Origin of the sequence: Psychrobacter sp. AOP7-C1-14 (genome assembly GCF_052376135.1) — a bacterium.
Taxonomy (GTDB): domain Bacteria; phylum Pseudomonadota; class Gammaproteobacteria; order Pseudomonadales; family Moraxellaceae; genus Psychrobacter.
Genome location: NZ_JBQSVH010000013.1, coordinates 70,453 through 86,779 on the forward strand (window position 1 = coordinate 70,453; position 16,327 = coordinate 86,779).

Sequence of the window (16,327 nt, forward strand, 5' to 3'; positions counted from 1 at the left end):
TTAAGGAAGTATCATGATGCTAAACAATATGCCTGTTATTAATGGTGATCCACTGTGGGCATTGTTAGGTAGGTTTCGCGCTGACCAGCGTAAACACAAAATAGATTTATTGGTTGGTGTTTATCGAGACGAGTATGGCAATACACCCGTGATGAAAACAGTGCAAGACGCAGAAATACATCTTGCTCATGAAGCTCATTCAAAGGCTTATGGCATGCTATCGGGTAACGCTAATTTTAATCAACAAATGGCAAAATTTGTACTGGGTGAGAGTCCCAGTCTAAAGAACCTATGCACGATTCAAACGGTTGGGGCATCAGGTGCGTTACGACTCATCGCTGACTTAGTCGCCACGCTCTCTCCAGATTCAACTGTTTGGATCAGTAACCCTGGTTATATCAATCATCGTCCGCTGATGGAAGGTGCTGGGTTAACGGTTGATACGTATCCGTGGCAAAATAAAAATGGTCAATTAGATATTGATGCGTGCTTTGCCGCGCTGGAAAAAGCTAAAGAGGGAGATGTGCTGTTATTACATGCGTGCTGCCACAACCCTACCGGTATAGATCCTTCTTTAGAGCAGTGGCAACTGTTCTCTGATAAGTGTAAACAAAAAAATATCGTTCCGTTTATTGATATGGCATACCAAGGTTTTGGAGATGATCCTGATAGCGATGCTGCAGGGCTCCGTTTAATGATCGAAGATGCTGAGCTTGCATTTATCGCCGCCAGCTGTTCAAAGAATATGGGACTGTACAACGAGCGGACGGGTATTGCCACGGTGGTCACGACGAACCATGAGCGACACGCAGATATACAGACACTCTTAGAAACCATTACACGCGCCAATTATTCCATGCCGCCCAATCACGGTGCCGCAGTTGCGTCTTATTTGCTAGACAACCCAGACGCTTGGCTAGTCGAGCTGGCAAGCTACCGTGATAGGGTAGATACCATTCGCCAAGCATTGGGCGCAGCTTTAAAGGATAGAGGTGCACCTGCAGAGTTTTTGAACATCTCGCACCAAAAAGGTATGTTTTCTCTATTACCACTAACCGAAAATCAGATGCTCATATTGCAAGATGAGTTTGCGATTTACGGTATGCCAAATGGCAGAATCAATATTGCCGGTTTGAAAATGACGGAAATCTCTCAATTGGCTGATGCTATCATGTCGATTGTTTTACGTTAGAGAATAACTTTTATGGCTCAGTGAAATGGTTTTAACCATCAGTCGCAACAGTAAGAAGGACACAACTATTTATACTTTATATTAGGATAAAGGTGGCGCTAACATGGCTACCCATGCTGTCTTTGAAGAATTGGGCACGTCTTATGAAATGATAGAAATAGACCTGTCTAAAAACATGCAAAAATCAGCTGAGTATTTAGCCATCAATCCCAATGGTAAGGTACCTACGCTAGTGCATCAGGGGCAGATTATTTATGAGTCTGCGGCAATTTTGGCGTATATGTTAGATCAGCATCCTGAGTCTGGGCTAGCACCTGACACAGGATCGGCTAGGCGCGGTGTCTATTACCAGTATTTATTTTGGATGTCTTCTACACTACAAGAAGCCGCTAGTCGCTGGGCACATCCTGAGCAGTACATTAATGACGAGCACAATTTTCAGCAAGTACAGGATAAGGCAAATGACACGCTAACTCACTGCTGGAATGTTATTGAAAAGGAGTTAGCTAATAATGGTCCATGGTTGTTGGGTGATACATTAAGTGGGGCTGATTTTCATTTATTTATGGTTGCTCATTGGAGTCGGCGATATGCAAGTCGAGCACAAGGCTGGACACACCTAAATGCACACTATCAAGCCATGCTAAACCGCGCCTCAGTACAGAAAATGATGGTACAAGAAGGATTGTTATAATCTGTTCATATGTTCGATCAAAAGATAGGTGATGAATGGGCTAGAAGCACTGAGTACCAAGCTTTGAGTGACTTCTAGCGACTATAGTAAATATATTTCTACATCAAGTTACTGATTCACCGCATCACGTCTAAATGTCCAAGTCTTATCATCAGAAGCGTCTTCACAATAATAGTATCCCGCCAAATCAAATTGCTTTAGCTGCTCAGCACGAGTCAACTTATTATCAGCGGCATACTTGACCATTAAACCACGTGCTTTTTTGGCATAAAAGCTAATCACTTTATATTGCCCATTTTTTTCGTCTTCAAATCGTGGGGTGATAATGTCAGCATTCAACGCTTTTTTCTTTACCGCTTTAAAGTACTCGTTTGAGGCCAGATTCACCAATACCTTGTCATCGCTATCATTTATTCGTGTATTGATAACGTCAGTTATTTCCTCACCCCAAAATTCATAAAGGTTGTCACCACGCTCGTTTTTCAGCTTGGTACCCATCTCTAAGCGATACGGCTGAATCAAATCTAACGGTTTAAGCACACCATACAGTCCTGACAGAATTCCCAAATGCTCATTGACATAAGTAGCGGTATCTTTGTCCATATCATACATATCGAGCCCAGTATAGACATCACCATCGAACAGGTAACCTGCAGGCTTGGCGGCATTATCGGAAGCCTCATTAGTGAACGGTTGCTCTTTGCTCCAACGCCATTGTTGATTGCGTGTGGCATTAAGCTGAGCCAAATCATCAGATATGCTCATTAGCTCTTGTAGGTCAACTGGCTCTTTTGATTTTAGTATTTTCATCAGTTCTTGTGAGCGTTCGATCAGCTCGGGTTGACTATAGTAGTTGCCTAAGTTTACTGGTATGGCGTCTGTTTCGTTCAGAGACTTGGCAGGGGAGAGTAAAAAATACATGGCTATTCCTTATTGTAATGAGTCAATAGTCCAAATTAACAATGGAGATATCAAAGTGTTTATCGTCTCTATTATACGGTAGTTATAGGAGAAAATTGACTGACTCATCACTGTTTTAGGTTTTTTATATCATGCTTAGAATGTGTATAAATTTAAAGAGTTATAGCAAATATCGATAGAGTAGATTGTACAAAATGCTGCGTATTTCTGAAAAATAAAAATTCTCAATATAACAATAAAGACTGAGATATGACACAAATCAATAAATTTTTCTTTTACTTGCGCGTCATCATTAGACAATGAAACTTGATGAATGATATCTCTATAATAAAAAGGCATGATGGAAAACTATCTATCATTTATTAAATTGATAACCTTTGGTCGCTGTCATGGATTAGTCATGATCAAAGGGTTTTGTCCCCTGTGCTTTTTAGATGTGCGTTGAGGGTATTAAAGGTAGTCGTGAAACGTAAATATAGTCATTGGACGTAAGTAAGGAGACGGTATGAAAATCGGTGTAATCAGTGCAGATATCACGAGCGAGAGCCGTGTAGCCATAACCCCAGACGCAGTCAAAAAGTTGCGCAAACTTGGGTTTGAAGTCGTCGTTCAGTCAGGTGCAGGTCAGGCAGCATATTATGCTGATGCGTTGTATCAGGCTGCGGGTGCCGACATTGCCAGTAGTCGCACCGAGGTGATTAGCCAGTCTAAGATTATTACCACCGTCAATGACCTACCAGCTGAAGCCGCCCAAAGCTTGTCGTCTGGTCAGATCGTCATTGGCATGCTCGACCCGTATCGCAACACTCAGCTTGACACTTATGCGGCCAAAGGCGCGACTGTATTTGCGATGGAATTATTGCCTCGTACTCTGTCACGCGCACAGAATATGGATGTACTGTCATCACAAGCCAACCTTGCTGGTTATAAAGCCGTATTGCTGGCGGCCAATGAGTATTCGCGTCCTTTCCCAATGTTTATGACCTCAGCAGGGACAGTCAAACCAGCCAAGGTCGTTATCTTGGGCGTTGGTGTTGCCGGTTTGCAGGCGATTGCGACAGCGAAGCGTTTGGGTGCAGTGGTAGAAGCCAGTGACTTACGTCCGACTGCTCGCGAGCAAGTGGAATCACTTGGTGGTAAATGGCTTGATGTGCCGATGAGTGCAGAAGAGGCTGAAACAGCCAAGTCTACCGGCGGTTATGCGTGGACGCCATCAGAGCAATATGTCAAAGACCAAGCAGCTGTCGTAGATAAAGCGCTCAGCAACGCTGACATCGTGATTACTACAGCGCAAATTCCTGGTCGTAATGCCCCGCGCCTGGTACATGGCGCAACGCTTGCCAAAATGAAAGCAGGATCTGTATTGATTGATATGGCTGCAGGTACAGGTGGTAACGTCGAAGGCAGTGTGCCGAACGAAACCATCACCACAGATAATGGTGTACGTATCGTCGGTGCTGCCAATATTCCGTCACAGCTCGCAGCACAGTCTTCAGACTTGTATGCAAACAACTTGGTTAACTTTATCACGACATTGATTGCACCTGCTGGCGATGACGCTTCAGCTAACTTGGCACTTAACTTAGACATGGAAGACGAAATTCAGGACGCACTGGCAGTGACACATGATAGTCAGGTACGACTAGCCAAACGCTAGTTTAACTATTTACTACCACATACTTTGTCACTACACATTTGCCAGTAATGAATAAATTTTTAGGAGGATTAGATGATTGCCACTATTTTAGCTGCAGCACCAGCCGGTGCAGCCATGAGTAGCACACCATTTGTAGCGATTTTCACTGTATTTGTGCTCGCTGTTTTTGTTGGATATTACGTCGTTTGGGGCGTTACGCCTGCATTGCACACGCCATTGATGGCAGTAACCAATGCTTTGTCAAGTATCGTCATCGTGGGTGCGATGCTACAGACCGTCAATATTGATGGCTCAATGTTTACGCCGACCAGTCTGCTTGGTGCCTTTGCGGTATTTTTGGCCAGTATTAATATTTTTGGTGGTTTTGCCGTGACTGAGCGCATGCTTGCAATGTTTAAACCGAAAGTGAAAAAAACACCAGTAGCAACCACTGATGTTGGAGGTGACGCATGAATGATTTATCAACAATGATTGCGGCAAATGCAGATTGGTTCTATCTAGTCGGCGCTATTCTTTTTGTCTTAACGTTACGTGGTTTATCTAGCCCAAAGACAGCGATTCGTGGTAACCGCTTTGGTATGGCAGCAATGGCAATTGCTGTTGTGACCACTTTCTTTCTAGCAGAAGGCCCTGTGCTTTGGTTAATCATCGGTGCGATGATTTTGGGTGCGCTTGTTGGCATGTGGAAAGCGAAAACAGTCGCGATGACTCAGATGCCAGAAACGGTTGCTTTGATGCATTCATTTGTCGGTTTGGCAGCGGTTGCGATTGCACTGGCGACGGTATTGCACACTGAACAGCAGCATGGTGCCGTTGCTCGTGTAGAGCTATTTATCGGTTGTTTCATCGGTGCGATTACTTTCTCAGCTTCAGTCTTTGCCTTTGGTAAACTGGCAGCGAAAAGCTGGGCTAAAACACTGGTCGGCGGCTGGGTAAAACCTGTGCAAGCGCTATTATTCATTGCGATGATTGGTTTTGGCGGTGTGTATTTCGTTACTGATTCATTACCAGCATTTTATGCGATGGCAGTGATTGCGGTTATCTTTGGTTGGATGTGGATTGCGCCAATCGGTGGCGGTGATATGCCAGTAGTGGTATCACTATTGAACTCTTTCTCAGGTTGGGCAGCAGCAGGTATTGGTTTCACCCTTGGCAACTCGATGCTGATTATCGCAGGTTCGCTGGTCGGTTCATCAGGTGCGATTTTGTCTTATATCATGTGTAAAGCCATGAACCGCTCACTACTTAACGTCTTGTTTGGTGGCATGGGTACGTCAGCCGTGGCAGCAGGCGGAGATGATGGTGCGCCAAAGAACTACAAAGCAGGCTCAGCAGAAGATGCAGGGTTTCTCATGTCTAATGCCAGTAACGTGGTTATCGTACCAGGTTATGGAATGGCACAAGGCCGCGCACAGAATGCAGTAAAAGAGTTGTATGAGCTATTAAAAGAAGAAGGTGTTAACGTTCGTTTTGCCATTCACCCAGTTGCGGGCCGTATGCCAGGGCACATGAACGTCCTACTGGCTGAAGCGGATGTACCTTACGATGATATTTTAGAAATGGACGAGATTAACTCAGACTTTGCGAGTACAGATGTGGTCTTGGTTATTGGTGCAAACGATGTTGTGAATCCATCTGCGAAAGATGATCCTACCTCACCAATCTTTGGTATGCCGATTCTAGAAGTCAGCAAAGCCCAGACGGTCATGGTCATCAAGCGTTCAATGAGTACTGGTTATGCAGGTCTGGATAACAGCTTGTTCTACATGGACAAAACAATGATGATATTTGGTGATGCCAAGAAAATGGTCGAAGAGATGGTACGTACTATCAATGGCGGCGGTCATTAATCTCTAAGCTATGTTTTTAGTTATTATTGTTTACAGATAAGTTTTTAAATAAAGAAAGTCACTGAGGTGGCTTTTTTGCGTTAAAGTGGGCGGCACTTATGAACCGACTATAGACTGAGATTGTTTTCAGTTACGTTCAGTTTTTAATGAGTACAATATTAACAGTGCCTTATATACTTAGTATACGATTTGCATCTGATTAGCTTGTTAGACAATTTGAACTGCTATCAACGATAGACCACCACCAATTATAAATACGATGAAATAAGAGAAAGATTTATGAACATGCTACTGCGTTTTTTTATTATGGTCAGCTTACTTAAACAACAGCTCAAGCATCAATCGACGAGTGAGACTATCAGTCTAGAGACATTAACTGCACCGACCGTCCGCCATTATCGAATTTTGCCACATGATATGGGATTTCGCGATCACTTGCCCAATTATCGTTATTTATCATTTATTGAGCTAAACGTGACACGCTGGGTAAAGGCGTGCTGCCACCAGAAAGGCATCAAGCCGCTGAATTGGGTGATTGCCATGCAGGAGATGATCTATCTTAAGCAAATTAAATTTTTGGATAGAATGACACTGAGTAGTGCGGTCGCAGGATGGGATCATAAGTATGTCTATTTTGAGCATCGATTTTTTGTAAAAAATCAGTTGATGGGCGTTGGTATGACCAAGTTTGTCTTTACAGATAATAAAGGTATGCGTACACCAGAAGTATTAGACATGATGGGCGAACAGTTAACAGACACCATTAACACATGGAATGAGCATCAAGTCGCTGTAAAATCGGCTAAATCAGCCTAAACGACATCGCAAAACAGTATGGAAAAGCAGCATCGTAAAACAACTTGGCTATAATCGTTTGCTGAATTTTGGTAGGATAGAGCCCATAAGTCGTCAGTATTAGGACGATAGCCTCTAAAACGATAGCATCGTTTTTAAAGTGACGATTCCCAACACTACTAAAAATAAGGTACCGTTATGACACCACAAAAATTAAAATGGACAGACAGCTTAGACATCGCGATTGAGCTTTATGAGAAATTCCCTGAGACAGATCCACAGTATGTCCGCTTTACTGATTTGCATCGCTGGGTCACCGAGCTTGAAGGCTTTGATGATGACCCACAACGCTCAAACGAAGGTATTTTAGAAGCCATTCAAATGAATTGGATTGATGAAGCAGATTAATTGCTTAGGTCTGCCAGTATTAACATAGATAGAAAATAAATAAACAGATAGAAAAGGCCGCATCATGACATCACAAATTAAAGAGCTACCAGAAGCGATAGCTTGTAGCGGTATCAGCGTTCGTACTACCAACAACGCTGAAATCAGCCATGACACTGCCAAGCTCGGCAGATTATGGCAAAAATTTTACCAAAATTATGCGAGTGAACTCCCTGAAGGTGAAGACATTTATGGTGTCTATCACAACTACGAAAGTGATGATCTAGCAGGGGCGTTTGACGTTGTAGCCAGTTGGAAAAAAGTTAGCGAGCAACAAGATGCTCAGTCAGGTAGCGAGAGCGTAGCTAATGCCACTAACCTAGTAACGGTTGAAATTCCTGCAGGAAAGTATTTGGTATTTTCTCAAGAAGGACACATGCCAAACACTGTGATGAATGCATGGGAAAGTGCTTGGGAGTATTTTAATGCCGCAGACTGTGAGCATACCCGCACTTTTAAGGTAGATTTTGAGCATTATATCGATGGTAATCTAGAGTACGGTCAAGTTGATGTTTATATTGGTATAGAATAAAACCAGTATGAAATAAATCTATTAAAGCAATAAAAAGCGCCAAGTCTGATAGTAGACTTGGCGCTTTCTTAATTTTATCAATGATGATTAATCTAAGAGTAAGTTCTCTAAAATGCCTTCGTAAACCTGCGCAAGCTTTCCTAAATCATCGACTTCTACTTTTTCATCTACTTGGTGAATCGTCGCATTACGTACACCCAGTTCGACCACTTGTGCACCAGTTGGCGCGATGAAGCGTCCATCGGAAGTACCACCAGAAGTTGATAGCGTTGTATCGATATCGGTCACTGTTTTGATGGCGTTTTGACATGCCGAAACCAGTTTTCCTTCAGGAGTCAAAAACGGCTGACCAGATAATTTCCAATGAATATCGTAGCTCGCTTTGCTACTGGCAAAGTGCTTATCAAAAATAGCATGCGTTTTTGCTTTTAATTCCTCTTCAGTGGTCTCTGTCGAAAAACGGAAGTTAAAGACAACGTTTAAGGTTTCAGGAATGACGTTGGTTGCGCCCGTGCCACCGTTAATATTTGATATTTGCAACGACGTGGCTGGGAAGTAGTCATTACCATTGTCCCATGCGGTAGAAGTCAATTCAGCAAGGGCAGACATCGCTGCATGAATCGGATTAGAGGCCAGATGCGGGTAAGCAACATGACCTTGTTTTCCAGTCACGGTAAGCTCAGCACCGAGTGAGCCACGGCGACCATTTTTAATGATATCACCTAACGTATCGGTACTCGATGGTTCGCCAACGAGACAATAGGTGATTTTTTCTTGACGCGCTTCTAAAGTCTCAATTACTTTGACCGTACCATTTATTGATGGGCCTTCTTCATCTGAGGTGATCAAAAAGGCAATAGAACCATTGTGTTCAGGATGGTTGGCGACGAAACGTTCGGCTGCGATAGTAAAAGCGGCAATGCCCGTTTTCATATCGGCGGCACCGCGCGCCCATAAATACCCGTCAGCGATGGTTGGTTTGAAAGGAGGGTAGGTCCAGTTTTTTTCGTCCCCTGTTGGTACGACATCAGTATGACCAGCAAAACAAATGACAGGACCAGTGGTACCGCGACGTGCCCACAAGTTCTTTACTTCGGCATGTTCACCACTTTGATCTCTATCACCAAAATACATAAACTCACAGTCAAACCCTGCGTTACCTAAGCGCTCTGACAAGATATCTTGGCAACCATCATCGTCTGGTGTCACTGAAGGGCGCTCCAACAGTGCAATACTTAAATCTAAGGTTTCTTGCTGATGAGTTGTCTGTTGAGATGCGCTTGATTGGTTATGAGAGTCAGACATGAATAAGCCTTTTGTATAATAAATTAAAATGGTAAATATAAATGAATAGTAGAGGATAAATGCTAAATGGCTATTTCGACAAAGGGTACAAGACCATCACGGCGCATCCAGGTGGCGATAGAGTAGCGTTGGCGATGTGCAGTTTGTACTTGATGACGTAAGTCGCTGTCAAAAATAATCAGTCTATTGGCAACTGGCATAACCTCATGATGAGTACCATGCTTATCAACGACCTCTAGCGCACCGCCATCAGTTGCTTCCCAGTCATCATTAAGATAAAAAACTGCTGAGATAACACGCTCATCACGTCCAGCAGGATTGTCACTGTGCCACTGATAACCAAACCCAGTCGGATAGCACGCATAATGTGCTTCACTATGGCGAATACCAGCGAACAAACTAAGATTGAATAGTGAGGCCAAAGTATTGATGCTTTGTAGATAAAAATAACCAGCAAAGAAGTTTTCAGTAATCCAGCGTATTCTATCACCGCGAATATCACTGATGCGAACACCAGCGGTTAGCGCTGCATCACGATAGTCAATAAAACCACTCTCTGCTTGTAGTGCTAACAACGCCGTATTATTGAATACATCATCAATGATGAGCCAACCGTCAGTGACAAAGGTATCGAGCCGTTTATCTGTCAGCTTATCTTCCCAGTTCACCGCAAAGTCAGACATCTGTAATACATGCTGAGTAGGCGCTTTTTGATTAACATCGTCAGCGTCTGGCAATAGTAGTGGTGGATTATCCTGACCTATTGGATGATCAACGACCAACGCTGTTTTGTTAAGGTTGCTAATAATCTGCGTCATTTTATCTCATTATTCTCAGTCAGCTGTCAATATACCGTCATTCAATGCGCTTTTATTGAAAGCACTTACTAAAACCACATTATCTTTTACTCTGCCTATGCTACCATAGATGCAATTTTTCTTATTTAAACTTTTGAGATTATGAACTATAAACACGCCTACCACGCTGGTAACTTTGCTGATGTGGTCAAACACATTTTATTGGTACAACTGCTCAATCAATTGGGGCAAAAAAACAAACCTTTTTATGTGCTTGACGCTTATGGCGGCCGTGGACTGTATTCACTAAGCAGTGAAGAATCGCGCAAAACAGGTGAGGCCAAAGGTGGTATTCAAGCTATTCTAAAAGCAGATACCGAAAAGGCTCCAGCTGCTATCAAAGACTATATGGAAGGCATCAAGCAAGCCAAATTCACTTATGACAATAAGGTCTATCCTGGTTCGCCTTGGTGGATTGCTCATCATATCGAAAAGAATCCAGATGCTGGCGTTCGCGGTGAAGCTTTTGAAGCAAAAGCTAGCGAATATGATGCTTTGAACTATCAGCTACACAAATTACCAATCGGTATTCATCATCGTGATGCCTTTGAAGGTATTACCGCTGTTATTCCGCCAAAAGAAAAGCGTGGTCTGATTCTGTTAGATCCTCCTTTTGAGCAAGAGCACAAAGACTTTACGCGTCTTATTGATTTGCTAGTGGCGTCTTACAACAAATGGCCACAAGGTACTTATGCGCTTTGGTTCCCTATCAAAAACATCGAAGCCGTTGAGCTGTTTTATAAAAAGCTGAAACGTACTGAGATGAGACGTCAGTTAGTTTGTGAGTTAAACATCTATCCTAACGATATTGCAGTAGGTCTGAACGGTACTGGTATGTTAATTATCAATCCGCCATGGCAGTTCGATAACCATGCGCGTGAGATATTACGTTTCTTGCAGCCAATACTAAAAGTTGATGATGCACCAGACTTGACGCCTGATAGTGCGACCAACGTACGCTGGCTCGTCGGCGAATAGCAATAACGGCCAACAAGGATATTAAGATGACGACTCAGCCACCTATCGGCCAACCGAATAATGCGCCTTTGAACAACGAATCTTTAAACGATGGCTCGTTGCAGGACAATGCAGCAACTCAGCCTCCGTTTGTTGATGAGCATGAGTTTAATATTCGCCTAGCGGATAACGATAGTTACGATGGTTTGACATTTGAGGTGATTGAAGCTGAAGTAGCTGAAGGTAAACGGGTAGTTAGTCGCGGTGTCTATTTAGCACCTAATTTGATTACAACCTTATCACTACTGTCAGGTTTTTACTCGATTTTAGCGAGTACCCAAGGCGAGTTCTATAAAGCAGCTTTGGCTATCTTTTTATCTGGTATTCTTGACGGCGCAGATGGTCGTGTCGCGCGGATGCTCAATGCGCAAAGTCCATTCGGTGAGCAATATGATTCCTTAGCAGATATGCTAGCGTTTGGTGTTGCACCTGCTATTTTGATTTATAGTTTTGCATTAGAGCCGTTGGGTCGTATCGGTATTGGCTGTGCATTTGTCTTTACTGCTTGTGCCGCATTTCGTCTTGCACGTTTTAACGTTCAGGTTGGCATCGTTGATAAAAAGTACTTTGTTGGTTTAGCCAGTCCACTTGCTGCTATATTGGTGACATCTGCTGTCATGGTTGCAGTCGATCATAACGAATGGATTGGTCAATACGATACAGCTGTCATGCTATTGTTTGCAGCTTGGGTTGTGACTTGCGGTCTATTAATGGTCAGCAATGTCAAATACTATAGCTTCAAAGAGTTTGACAAAAAGAAAGTACCTTTTGTGGTACTTATCATAGGGGTGTTAGTCATGAGCATCGTGCTTTATGACATTCCTGTTGGTATTCTAGCTATTGGTATTATTTATGCGTTGTCGGGCATATTCACGACATTGAAAGCTAAAGCCTGGCGTTAATATGAGTGAAACACTCTGCTGTATTCTAAATAACAGTTAGAAAGCTAAGATAAAGCCATAAAAAAACCGCTTATTAAAAAATAAGCGGTTTTTTTATGGCTTTTATTTCGTGCAGGTAAATATTATTCATGAGTATAGCCTTACAGGCTATGCATGAATATATTTTGATCTCATATTAGTGGTTTATATCTTATTTACCGTTTATCCGTAATATAATATTTATTCTTTACAAATTACGAATACTTTTGTTACATTAAAAACATAACGAATACCAAATATATACATTTATTATTTATTCAAATTATGGAGGTTTGTCCTTGTCCTAAAAAGTCGAGATTTCTAGGTAACAGCTTAAAAATGGTTTCATGTAATTTTAGAAAAATAATTCTTCCTCTACTCATTTGCTACAACAAAAAACAAATTTTTTTGTACGACAATATAGTCAAACATCTTACTAGCAATACTAAATACATTTAGGATACTCTCATGTTAAATCATGTTTACCGCGTTGTTTTTAATCGTTCTACAGGTTGCTATACAGCCGTTAGTGAAATCAGCAAGTCGGGTGGAAAGTCTAGCAACACAACATCAGATCAAGTTGGTAATGTGTCAGCTAGCAAGCCAAGCGCATCGTTACGTCGCCATACCATTGCTATTGCAATTGGCTCAGCGCTAGGGTTGACAGCGATAAACGCTCAGGCAGATGTATGTTGGACAGATGGGTCTATAACAGGAGGGAGTATCTCCCCATCATCGGAATCTATAGCCTGTGGTTTTTCAAACGATGCATTAGGCTTCCGTAGTACTGCAATAGGTTATGACAACACAGCTTCAAATATTTATAGCTCAGCTGTAGGTACTATAAATATCTCTTCTGGTGAAGGTAGTTCAGCGATAGGTTCTTACAATAGCGCATTAGGGAATGCTAGTTCAGCTATAGGTTCAGAAAATTACGTCGAGGGTTTTAGAAGCTCAGCCTTTGGTAACGAAAATAGAATAACAGAAGGTTTTGGATTGGCGGCAGGTCGCCTTAATCAGGTTGAAGGCTATGTTGGTACGGCCGTAGGCTATAGTAATAAAGCAATTGGTGGAGCTAGCTCTGCAATAGGTAACGAAAATACAGCTTCCGGAGTTCGTAGTTTGGCAATAGGTAGCGACAACTCGTAGTACTGCAGTCGGTAGTCTAAACGTAGCTTCTAAGTTGCGTAGTTCAGCGCTAGGTTCTAATAATACCGCTTCGGGAGAACGTAGCTCAGCAGTGGGGTATGGTAATACTGCATCAAGCAATGATAGTTCAGCAGTAGGGTCGAATAATAGATCAAATGGTATAGAAAGCTCGACGTTTGGACGAAACAATACAATAGCAGAGACTGGGGCATATAGCATTGCTACAGGCTATTCAAATACAACTTCAGGTGTTGCAGGCACAGCAGTCGGTTATAGAAATACTACCTCAGGTAATAATAGCTCAGCATTGGGTTTTACTAACATCGCATCAGGTGTTGCAAGCGCTGCGGTTGGTCATACCAATGAAGCAAGTGGCGAACGTAGTTCAGCACTGGGTTACGATAATACTGTTTCAGGAGATGATAGCTCAGCGATCGGCGCTTATAACGAAGCATCAGCTCAGAATAGTACTGCTATGGGAAGTTATAACGCTGCCCAAGCTGAAGCTAGTTTAGCAATAGGTAGCTATAACACGGCTTCAGGCTTCGCTAGCTCATCAATAGGGGTCGGTAACAATACTTTAGGAATTGCTAGCTCATCAGTAGGTGTCGGTAATGAAGCTTCAGGTAACGTTAGCTCCGCACTAGGTGGTTTTAGTAGAGCGACGGCTAGCGGATCTACTGCCATCGGTAGTGGCGTTGAGTTTGTAGTGGTTGCTGTCGAGGGGGCTATTGAACAAGCGGACTTTACTGCGGCTGTTACCCCTGTTCAAACTGGTGACGATGGTCGACGTTTTAAAGATGATGGTAATGGTGGTCAGATCTTTGAGTTTGCGGACAGTGACTATGAAGCTCTAGGTAATAGCGCAACCGCGAGCGGTATCCGAGCAACCGCTATCGGTAATACGTCAGTGGCGAGTGGTCGTGACAGCTTATCTATGGGTACAGGCGCAACTTCGAACATTCGTAACAGTATCGCTTTAGGCAGTCAGAGCACGACAACAGTAGATGCAGGCGTACAGGGATTTGGTGCTGATGCTAGAACCGATGCCACATGGCAATCGACCTTAGCCGCAGTCAGTGTTGGTGACACTAGCGATGCTGATTCTGCCAACTGGCAGACTCGTCAAATCACAGGGGTAGCCGCAGGGACAGCGGATACTGATGCAGTGAACATTGCTCAGTTAAAAAGATTAGAAACAACAGGTGTTTCTTATTTCGGTGATGTAGCAGCCGCTTTAGGTGGGGATGCACAGTTCAGTAATACAGGCGTATTCCAAGTACCCACATATAAAATAAGCAATGCTAACTATAGTAACGTGGGTGATGCATTTGCTGCAGTTGATGGCAAGTTGACAGATTTGCAAACACAGATAAATACGATTGAACTAACACCTGGACCTAAAGGCGAACAAGGTGATACAGGAGCAATTGGTCCGCAAGGTCTAGCAGGATCTGACGGTATCAATGGTCAAGATGGCGCGCAAGGTCCTCAGGGTGAACCAGGCACGACAGGTCAAAACGGTGTTGATGGTTTGAATGGTGCTGATGGCACTAACGGTAAAGATGGTGTTGATGGTTTACAGGGTCCAATCGGTCCGCAAGGTCCAGCAGGATCTGACGGCATCAATGGTCAAGATGGCGAGCAAGGTCCTCAGGGTGAACAAGGGCCAGCAGGCCAGGATGGTGTCAATGGTGCTAAAGGCGACTCAGGTATTAGCGAAGAAGCAAAAATTGAATTAGAAAGTAAAATTGAAGACAGCCAAGCTCGCTTCTTTAGCGTTAATGGCTCTAGCGAAAGTGAGAATGCAGGTAATTACAGTGGTACTGGCGCTACTGCTGACGGTGCAATAGCAATTGGGGTTAATGCTCAATCTAAAGGTAAGGACAGCATCGCTATAGGCACTAACAATACGGTGACTGGTGATCAATCTACCAGCGTGGGTAATGGCAACATCGTTTCAGGTGAACGCTCAGGTGCGTTTGGAGACCCGAATACTATCGGTGGCAGCGCTAATTATGCAGTTGGCAACGACAATATTGTTGGTGATACTACTAGTAATTCAGTAGTGCTAGGTAGTAATGCAACAGTTGGTGCTACAGCGGCAACAGTTGGTAATGATAGTACACCAACCTTTGCTAACGAGACTAATGCCTCAAACTCTGTTGCTATCGGTGAGTCGGTGAACATCCAAGCAGCTAATGCAGTAGCTATCGGTGCTAACAGCAGTACGACTCATAGCAATGCGGTAGCATTAGGAGCAAACTCACAATCAACAGCAGACAACACCGTATCGGTAGGCAATGCAAACAACCAACGCCGAATTACAAATGTTGCCGCTGGTATCAATTCAAATGATGCAGTTAACGTTTCTCAGCTTAACCAAAATCGTGCTGAAGCCTTTGGTTATACAGATAGAAGAATAAACGATTTAGAAGGTGAGACTCACTCAGCAGTAGCGGGTGCGCTTGCTTTCGGTGCTCTACGTTATCCCAACACGCCAGGTAAAGTCAGTGTTGGTCTGGGCGGTGGTACATGGGAAGGTGAGACAGGATACGCGTTTGGTGTCGGTTACACAACCTCCGACGGATAGTTTTCTGTCAGTAGCGCTTTTGGTGGTAGTGGCAGCCAAAATGGAGGCAATGTTGGTGTAAGCTATACTTTTGACTAATATATAGATCTAAGAAATAAGGAAGTACTTGTACTTGAGCCTACTATTGTCTTTAATAGTAGGCTCAATCAATTCCGTTTATGAAGTTAATATATTTTTAAAAACTATTCTTGTTTTCTATCTAAAAGTCCGTATAATGCCACCCAGTCGAAAGGGAAGTAGATGGTTAGTTTGAATGATATAAATTATTTGAATTAAATAAAAAATACTTCTTGACTAAATAATTAAAGGGTCTATAATACGCCCTCATCAAGACGGACAGGACAACTTATATGTAGATTACATATAACTAACCTGGTTAACTTGTTGAAACAAAATTA

General features: G+C 43.0%; 15 protein-coding genes. 12 read left to right on the plus strand and 3 right to left on the minus strand.

Translation table 11 applies throughout. The annotated features are described in order from the left end of the window. Positions 1 to 13 precede the first annotated feature (13 nt). Both ACT3QN_RS09710 and ACT3QN_RS09715 read left to right on the plus strand, forming a co-directional pair. Positions 14 to 1,192: an aromatic amino acid transaminase gene (locus tag ACT3QN_RS09710; protein WP_444522798.1), complete on the plus strand. Its 1,179-nt coding sequence runs from the start codon at positions 14 to 16 to the stop codon at positions 1,190 to 1,192. A 103-nt stretch (positions 1,193 to 1,295) separates the two neighbouring features. Next, entirely contained in the window at positions 1,296 to 1,886 is a 591-nt protein-coding gene (locus ACT3QN_RS09715) for a glutathione S-transferase family protein (RefSeq protein ID WP_444522797.1), read from the plus strand. Positions 1,887 to 1,994: 108 nt separating this feature from the next. Here the strand turns inward: ACT3QN_RS09715 and yaaA are convergent, their stop codons facing one another. Beyond that, positions 1,995 to 2,807 (minus strand): peroxide stress protein YaaA, encoded by an 813-nt coding sequence (gene yaaA, locus ACT3QN_RS09720; protein WP_444522796.1) that lies wholly within the window; start codon positions 2,805 to 2,807, stop codon positions 1,995 to 1,997. A gap of 505 nt (positions 2,808 to 3,312) precedes the next feature. Here yaaA and ACT3QN_RS09725 point away from each other — a divergent pair. From ACT3QN_RS09725 to ACT3QN_RS09750, 6 genes are all read left to right on the plus strand, one after another. Then, a complete protein-coding gene (locus ACT3QN_RS09725; protein WP_444522795.1) occupies positions 3,313 to 4,464 on the plus strand; it encodes a Re/Si-specific NAD(P)(+) transhydrogenase subunit alpha in 1,152 nt (383 codons plus the stop codon). A gap of 72 nt (positions 4,465 to 4,536) precedes the next feature. Then, entirely contained in the window at positions 4,537 to 4,917 is a 381-nt protein-coding gene (locus ACT3QN_RS09730) for a proton-translocating transhydrogenase family protein (RefSeq protein WP_444522794.1), read from the plus strand. Next, a complete protein-coding gene (locus ACT3QN_RS09735) occupies positions 4,914 to 6,314 on the plus strand; it encodes an NAD(P)(+) transhydrogenase (Re/Si-specific) subunit beta (RefSeq protein ID WP_444521745.1) in 1,401 nt (466 codons plus the stop codon). The genes ACT3QN_RS09730 and ACT3QN_RS09735 overlap by 4 nt, the downstream gene beginning before the upstream one ends. Before the next feature lie 279 nt (positions 6,315 to 6,593). Next, positions 6,594 to 7,130, plus strand: a complete 537-nt coding sequence (locus ACT3QN_RS09740; RefSeq protein WP_444522793.1) for an acyl-CoA thioesterase — start codon at positions 6,594 to 6,596, stop codon at positions 7,128 to 7,130. Positions 7,131 to 7,307: 177 nt separating this feature from the next. Then, positions 7,308 to 7,517 (plus strand): Fe-S cluster assembly protein IscX, encoded by a 210-nt coding sequence (iscX, locus tag ACT3QN_RS09745; protein WP_444522792.1) that lies wholly within the window; start codon positions 7,308 to 7,310, stop codon positions 7,515 to 7,517. 64 nt (positions 7,518 to 7,581) lie between these two features. Beyond that, complete coding sequence (locus ACT3QN_RS09750; RefSeq protein WP_444522791.1) at positions 7,582 to 8,088, plus strand: GyrI-like domain-containing protein; 507 nt, start codon at positions 7,582 to 7,584, stop codon at positions 8,086 to 8,088. An 87-nt stretch (positions 8,089 to 8,175) separates the two neighbouring features. Here ACT3QN_RS09750 and dapE read toward each other — a convergent pair whose 3' ends face one another. Both dapE and ACT3QN_RS09760 read right to left on the minus strand, forming a co-directional pair. Then, the gene (gene dapE, locus ACT3QN_RS09755) at positions 8,176 to 9,393 is read right to left on the minus strand and encodes a succinyl-diaminopimelate desuccinylase (protein WP_444522790.1); all 1,218 of its coding nucleotides are present in this window, start codon (positions 9,391 to 9,393) and stop codon (positions 8,176 to 8,178) included. Positions 9,394 to 9,455: 62 nt separating this feature from the next. Continuing rightward, positions 9,456 to 10,211, minus strand: a complete 756-nt coding sequence (locus ACT3QN_RS09760) for a 2OG-Fe(II) oxygenase (RefSeq protein ID WP_444522789.1) — start codon at positions 10,209 to 10,211, stop codon at positions 9,456 to 9,458. A 141-nt stretch (positions 10,212 to 10,352) separates the two neighbouring features. Here ACT3QN_RS09760 and ACT3QN_RS09765 point away from each other — a divergent pair, with 141 nt between their 5' ends. The 4 genes from ACT3QN_RS09765 to ACT3QN_RS09780 all read left to right on the plus strand — a co-directional run bounded on the left by ACT3QN_RS09765 (position 10,353) and on the right by ACT3QN_RS09780 (position 15,929). Beyond that, complete coding sequence (locus ACT3QN_RS09765; protein ID WP_444522788.1) at positions 10,353 to 11,228, plus strand: 23S rRNA (adenine(2030)-N(6))-methyltransferase RlmJ; 876 nt, start codon at positions 10,353 to 10,355, stop codon at positions 11,226 to 11,228. 26 nt (positions 11,229 to 11,254) lie between these two features. Beyond that, positions 11,255 to 12,169, plus strand: coding sequence for a CDP-diacylglycerol--serine O-phosphatidyltransferase (gene pssA, locus ACT3QN_RS09770; protein ID WP_444522787.1), 915 nt, complete (start codon positions 11,255 to 11,257; stop codon positions 12,167 to 12,169). A gap of 486 nt (positions 12,170 to 12,655) precedes the next feature. Beyond that, complete coding sequence (locus ACT3QN_RS09775; protein WP_444522786.1) at positions 12,656 to 13,336, plus strand: ESPR-type extended signal peptide-containing protein; 681 nt, start codon at positions 12,656 to 12,658, stop codon at positions 13,334 to 13,336. A gap of 34 nt (positions 13,337 to 13,370) precedes the next feature. Continuing rightward, the gene (locus tag ACT3QN_RS09780; RefSeq protein ID WP_444529197.1) at positions 13,371 to 15,929 is read left to right on the plus strand and encodes a YadA-like family protein; all 2,559 of its coding nucleotides are present in this window, start codon (positions 13,371 to 13,373) and stop codon (positions 15,927 to 15,929) included. Positions 15,930 to 16,327: the final 398 nt, after the last annotated feature.

Coding starts and splice junctions, on each gene's coding strand:
- ACT3QN_RS09710 (WP_444522798.1), top strand. CDS start 14: ATGATGCTAAACAATATGCCTGTTATTAATGGTGATCCACTGTGGGCA.
- ACT3QN_RS09715 (WP_444522797.1), top strand. CDS start 1,296: ATGGCTACCCATGCTGTCTTTGAAGAATTGGGCACGTCTTATGAAATG.
- yaaA (WP_444522796.1), bottom strand. CDS start 2,807: ATGTATTTTTTACTCTCCCCTGCCAAGTCTCTGAACGAAACAGACGCC.
- ACT3QN_RS09725 (WP_444522795.1), top strand. CDS start 3,313: ATGAAAATCGGTGTAATCAGTGCAGATATCACGAGCGAGAGCCGTGTA.
- ACT3QN_RS09730 (WP_444522794.1), top strand. CDS start 4,537: ATGATTGCCACTATTTTAGCTGCAGCACCAGCCGGTGCAGCCATGAGT.
- ACT3QN_RS09735 (WP_444521745.1), top strand. CDS start 4,914: ATGAATGATTTATCAACAATGATTGCGGCAAATGCAGATTGGTTCTAT.
- ACT3QN_RS09740 (WP_444522793.1), top strand. CDS start 6,594: ATGAACATGCTACTGCGTTTTTTTATTATGGTCAGCTTACTTAAACAA.
- iscX (WP_444522792.1), top strand. CDS start 7,308: ATGACACCACAAAAATTAAAATGGACAGACAGCTTAGACATCGCGATT.
- ACT3QN_RS09750 (WP_444522791.1), top strand. CDS start 7,582: ATGACATCACAAATTAAAGAGCTACCAGAAGCGATAGCTTGTAGCGGT.
- dapE (WP_444522790.1), bottom strand. CDS start 9,393: ATGTCTGACTCTCATAACCAATCAAGCGCATCTCAACAGACAACTCAT.
- ACT3QN_RS09760 (WP_444522789.1), bottom strand. CDS start 10,211: ATGACGCAGATTATTAGCAACCTTAACAAAACAGCGTTGGTCGTTGAT.
- ACT3QN_RS09765 (WP_444522788.1), top strand. CDS start 10,353: ATGAACTATAAACACGCCTACCACGCTGGTAACTTTGCTGATGTGGTC.
- pssA (WP_444522787.1), top strand. CDS start 11,255: ATGACGACTCAGCCACCTATCGGCCAACCGAATAATGCGCCTTTGAAC.
- ACT3QN_RS09775 (WP_444522786.1), top strand. CDS start 12,656: ATGTTAAATCATGTTTACCGCGTTGTTTTTAATCGTTCTACAGGTTGC.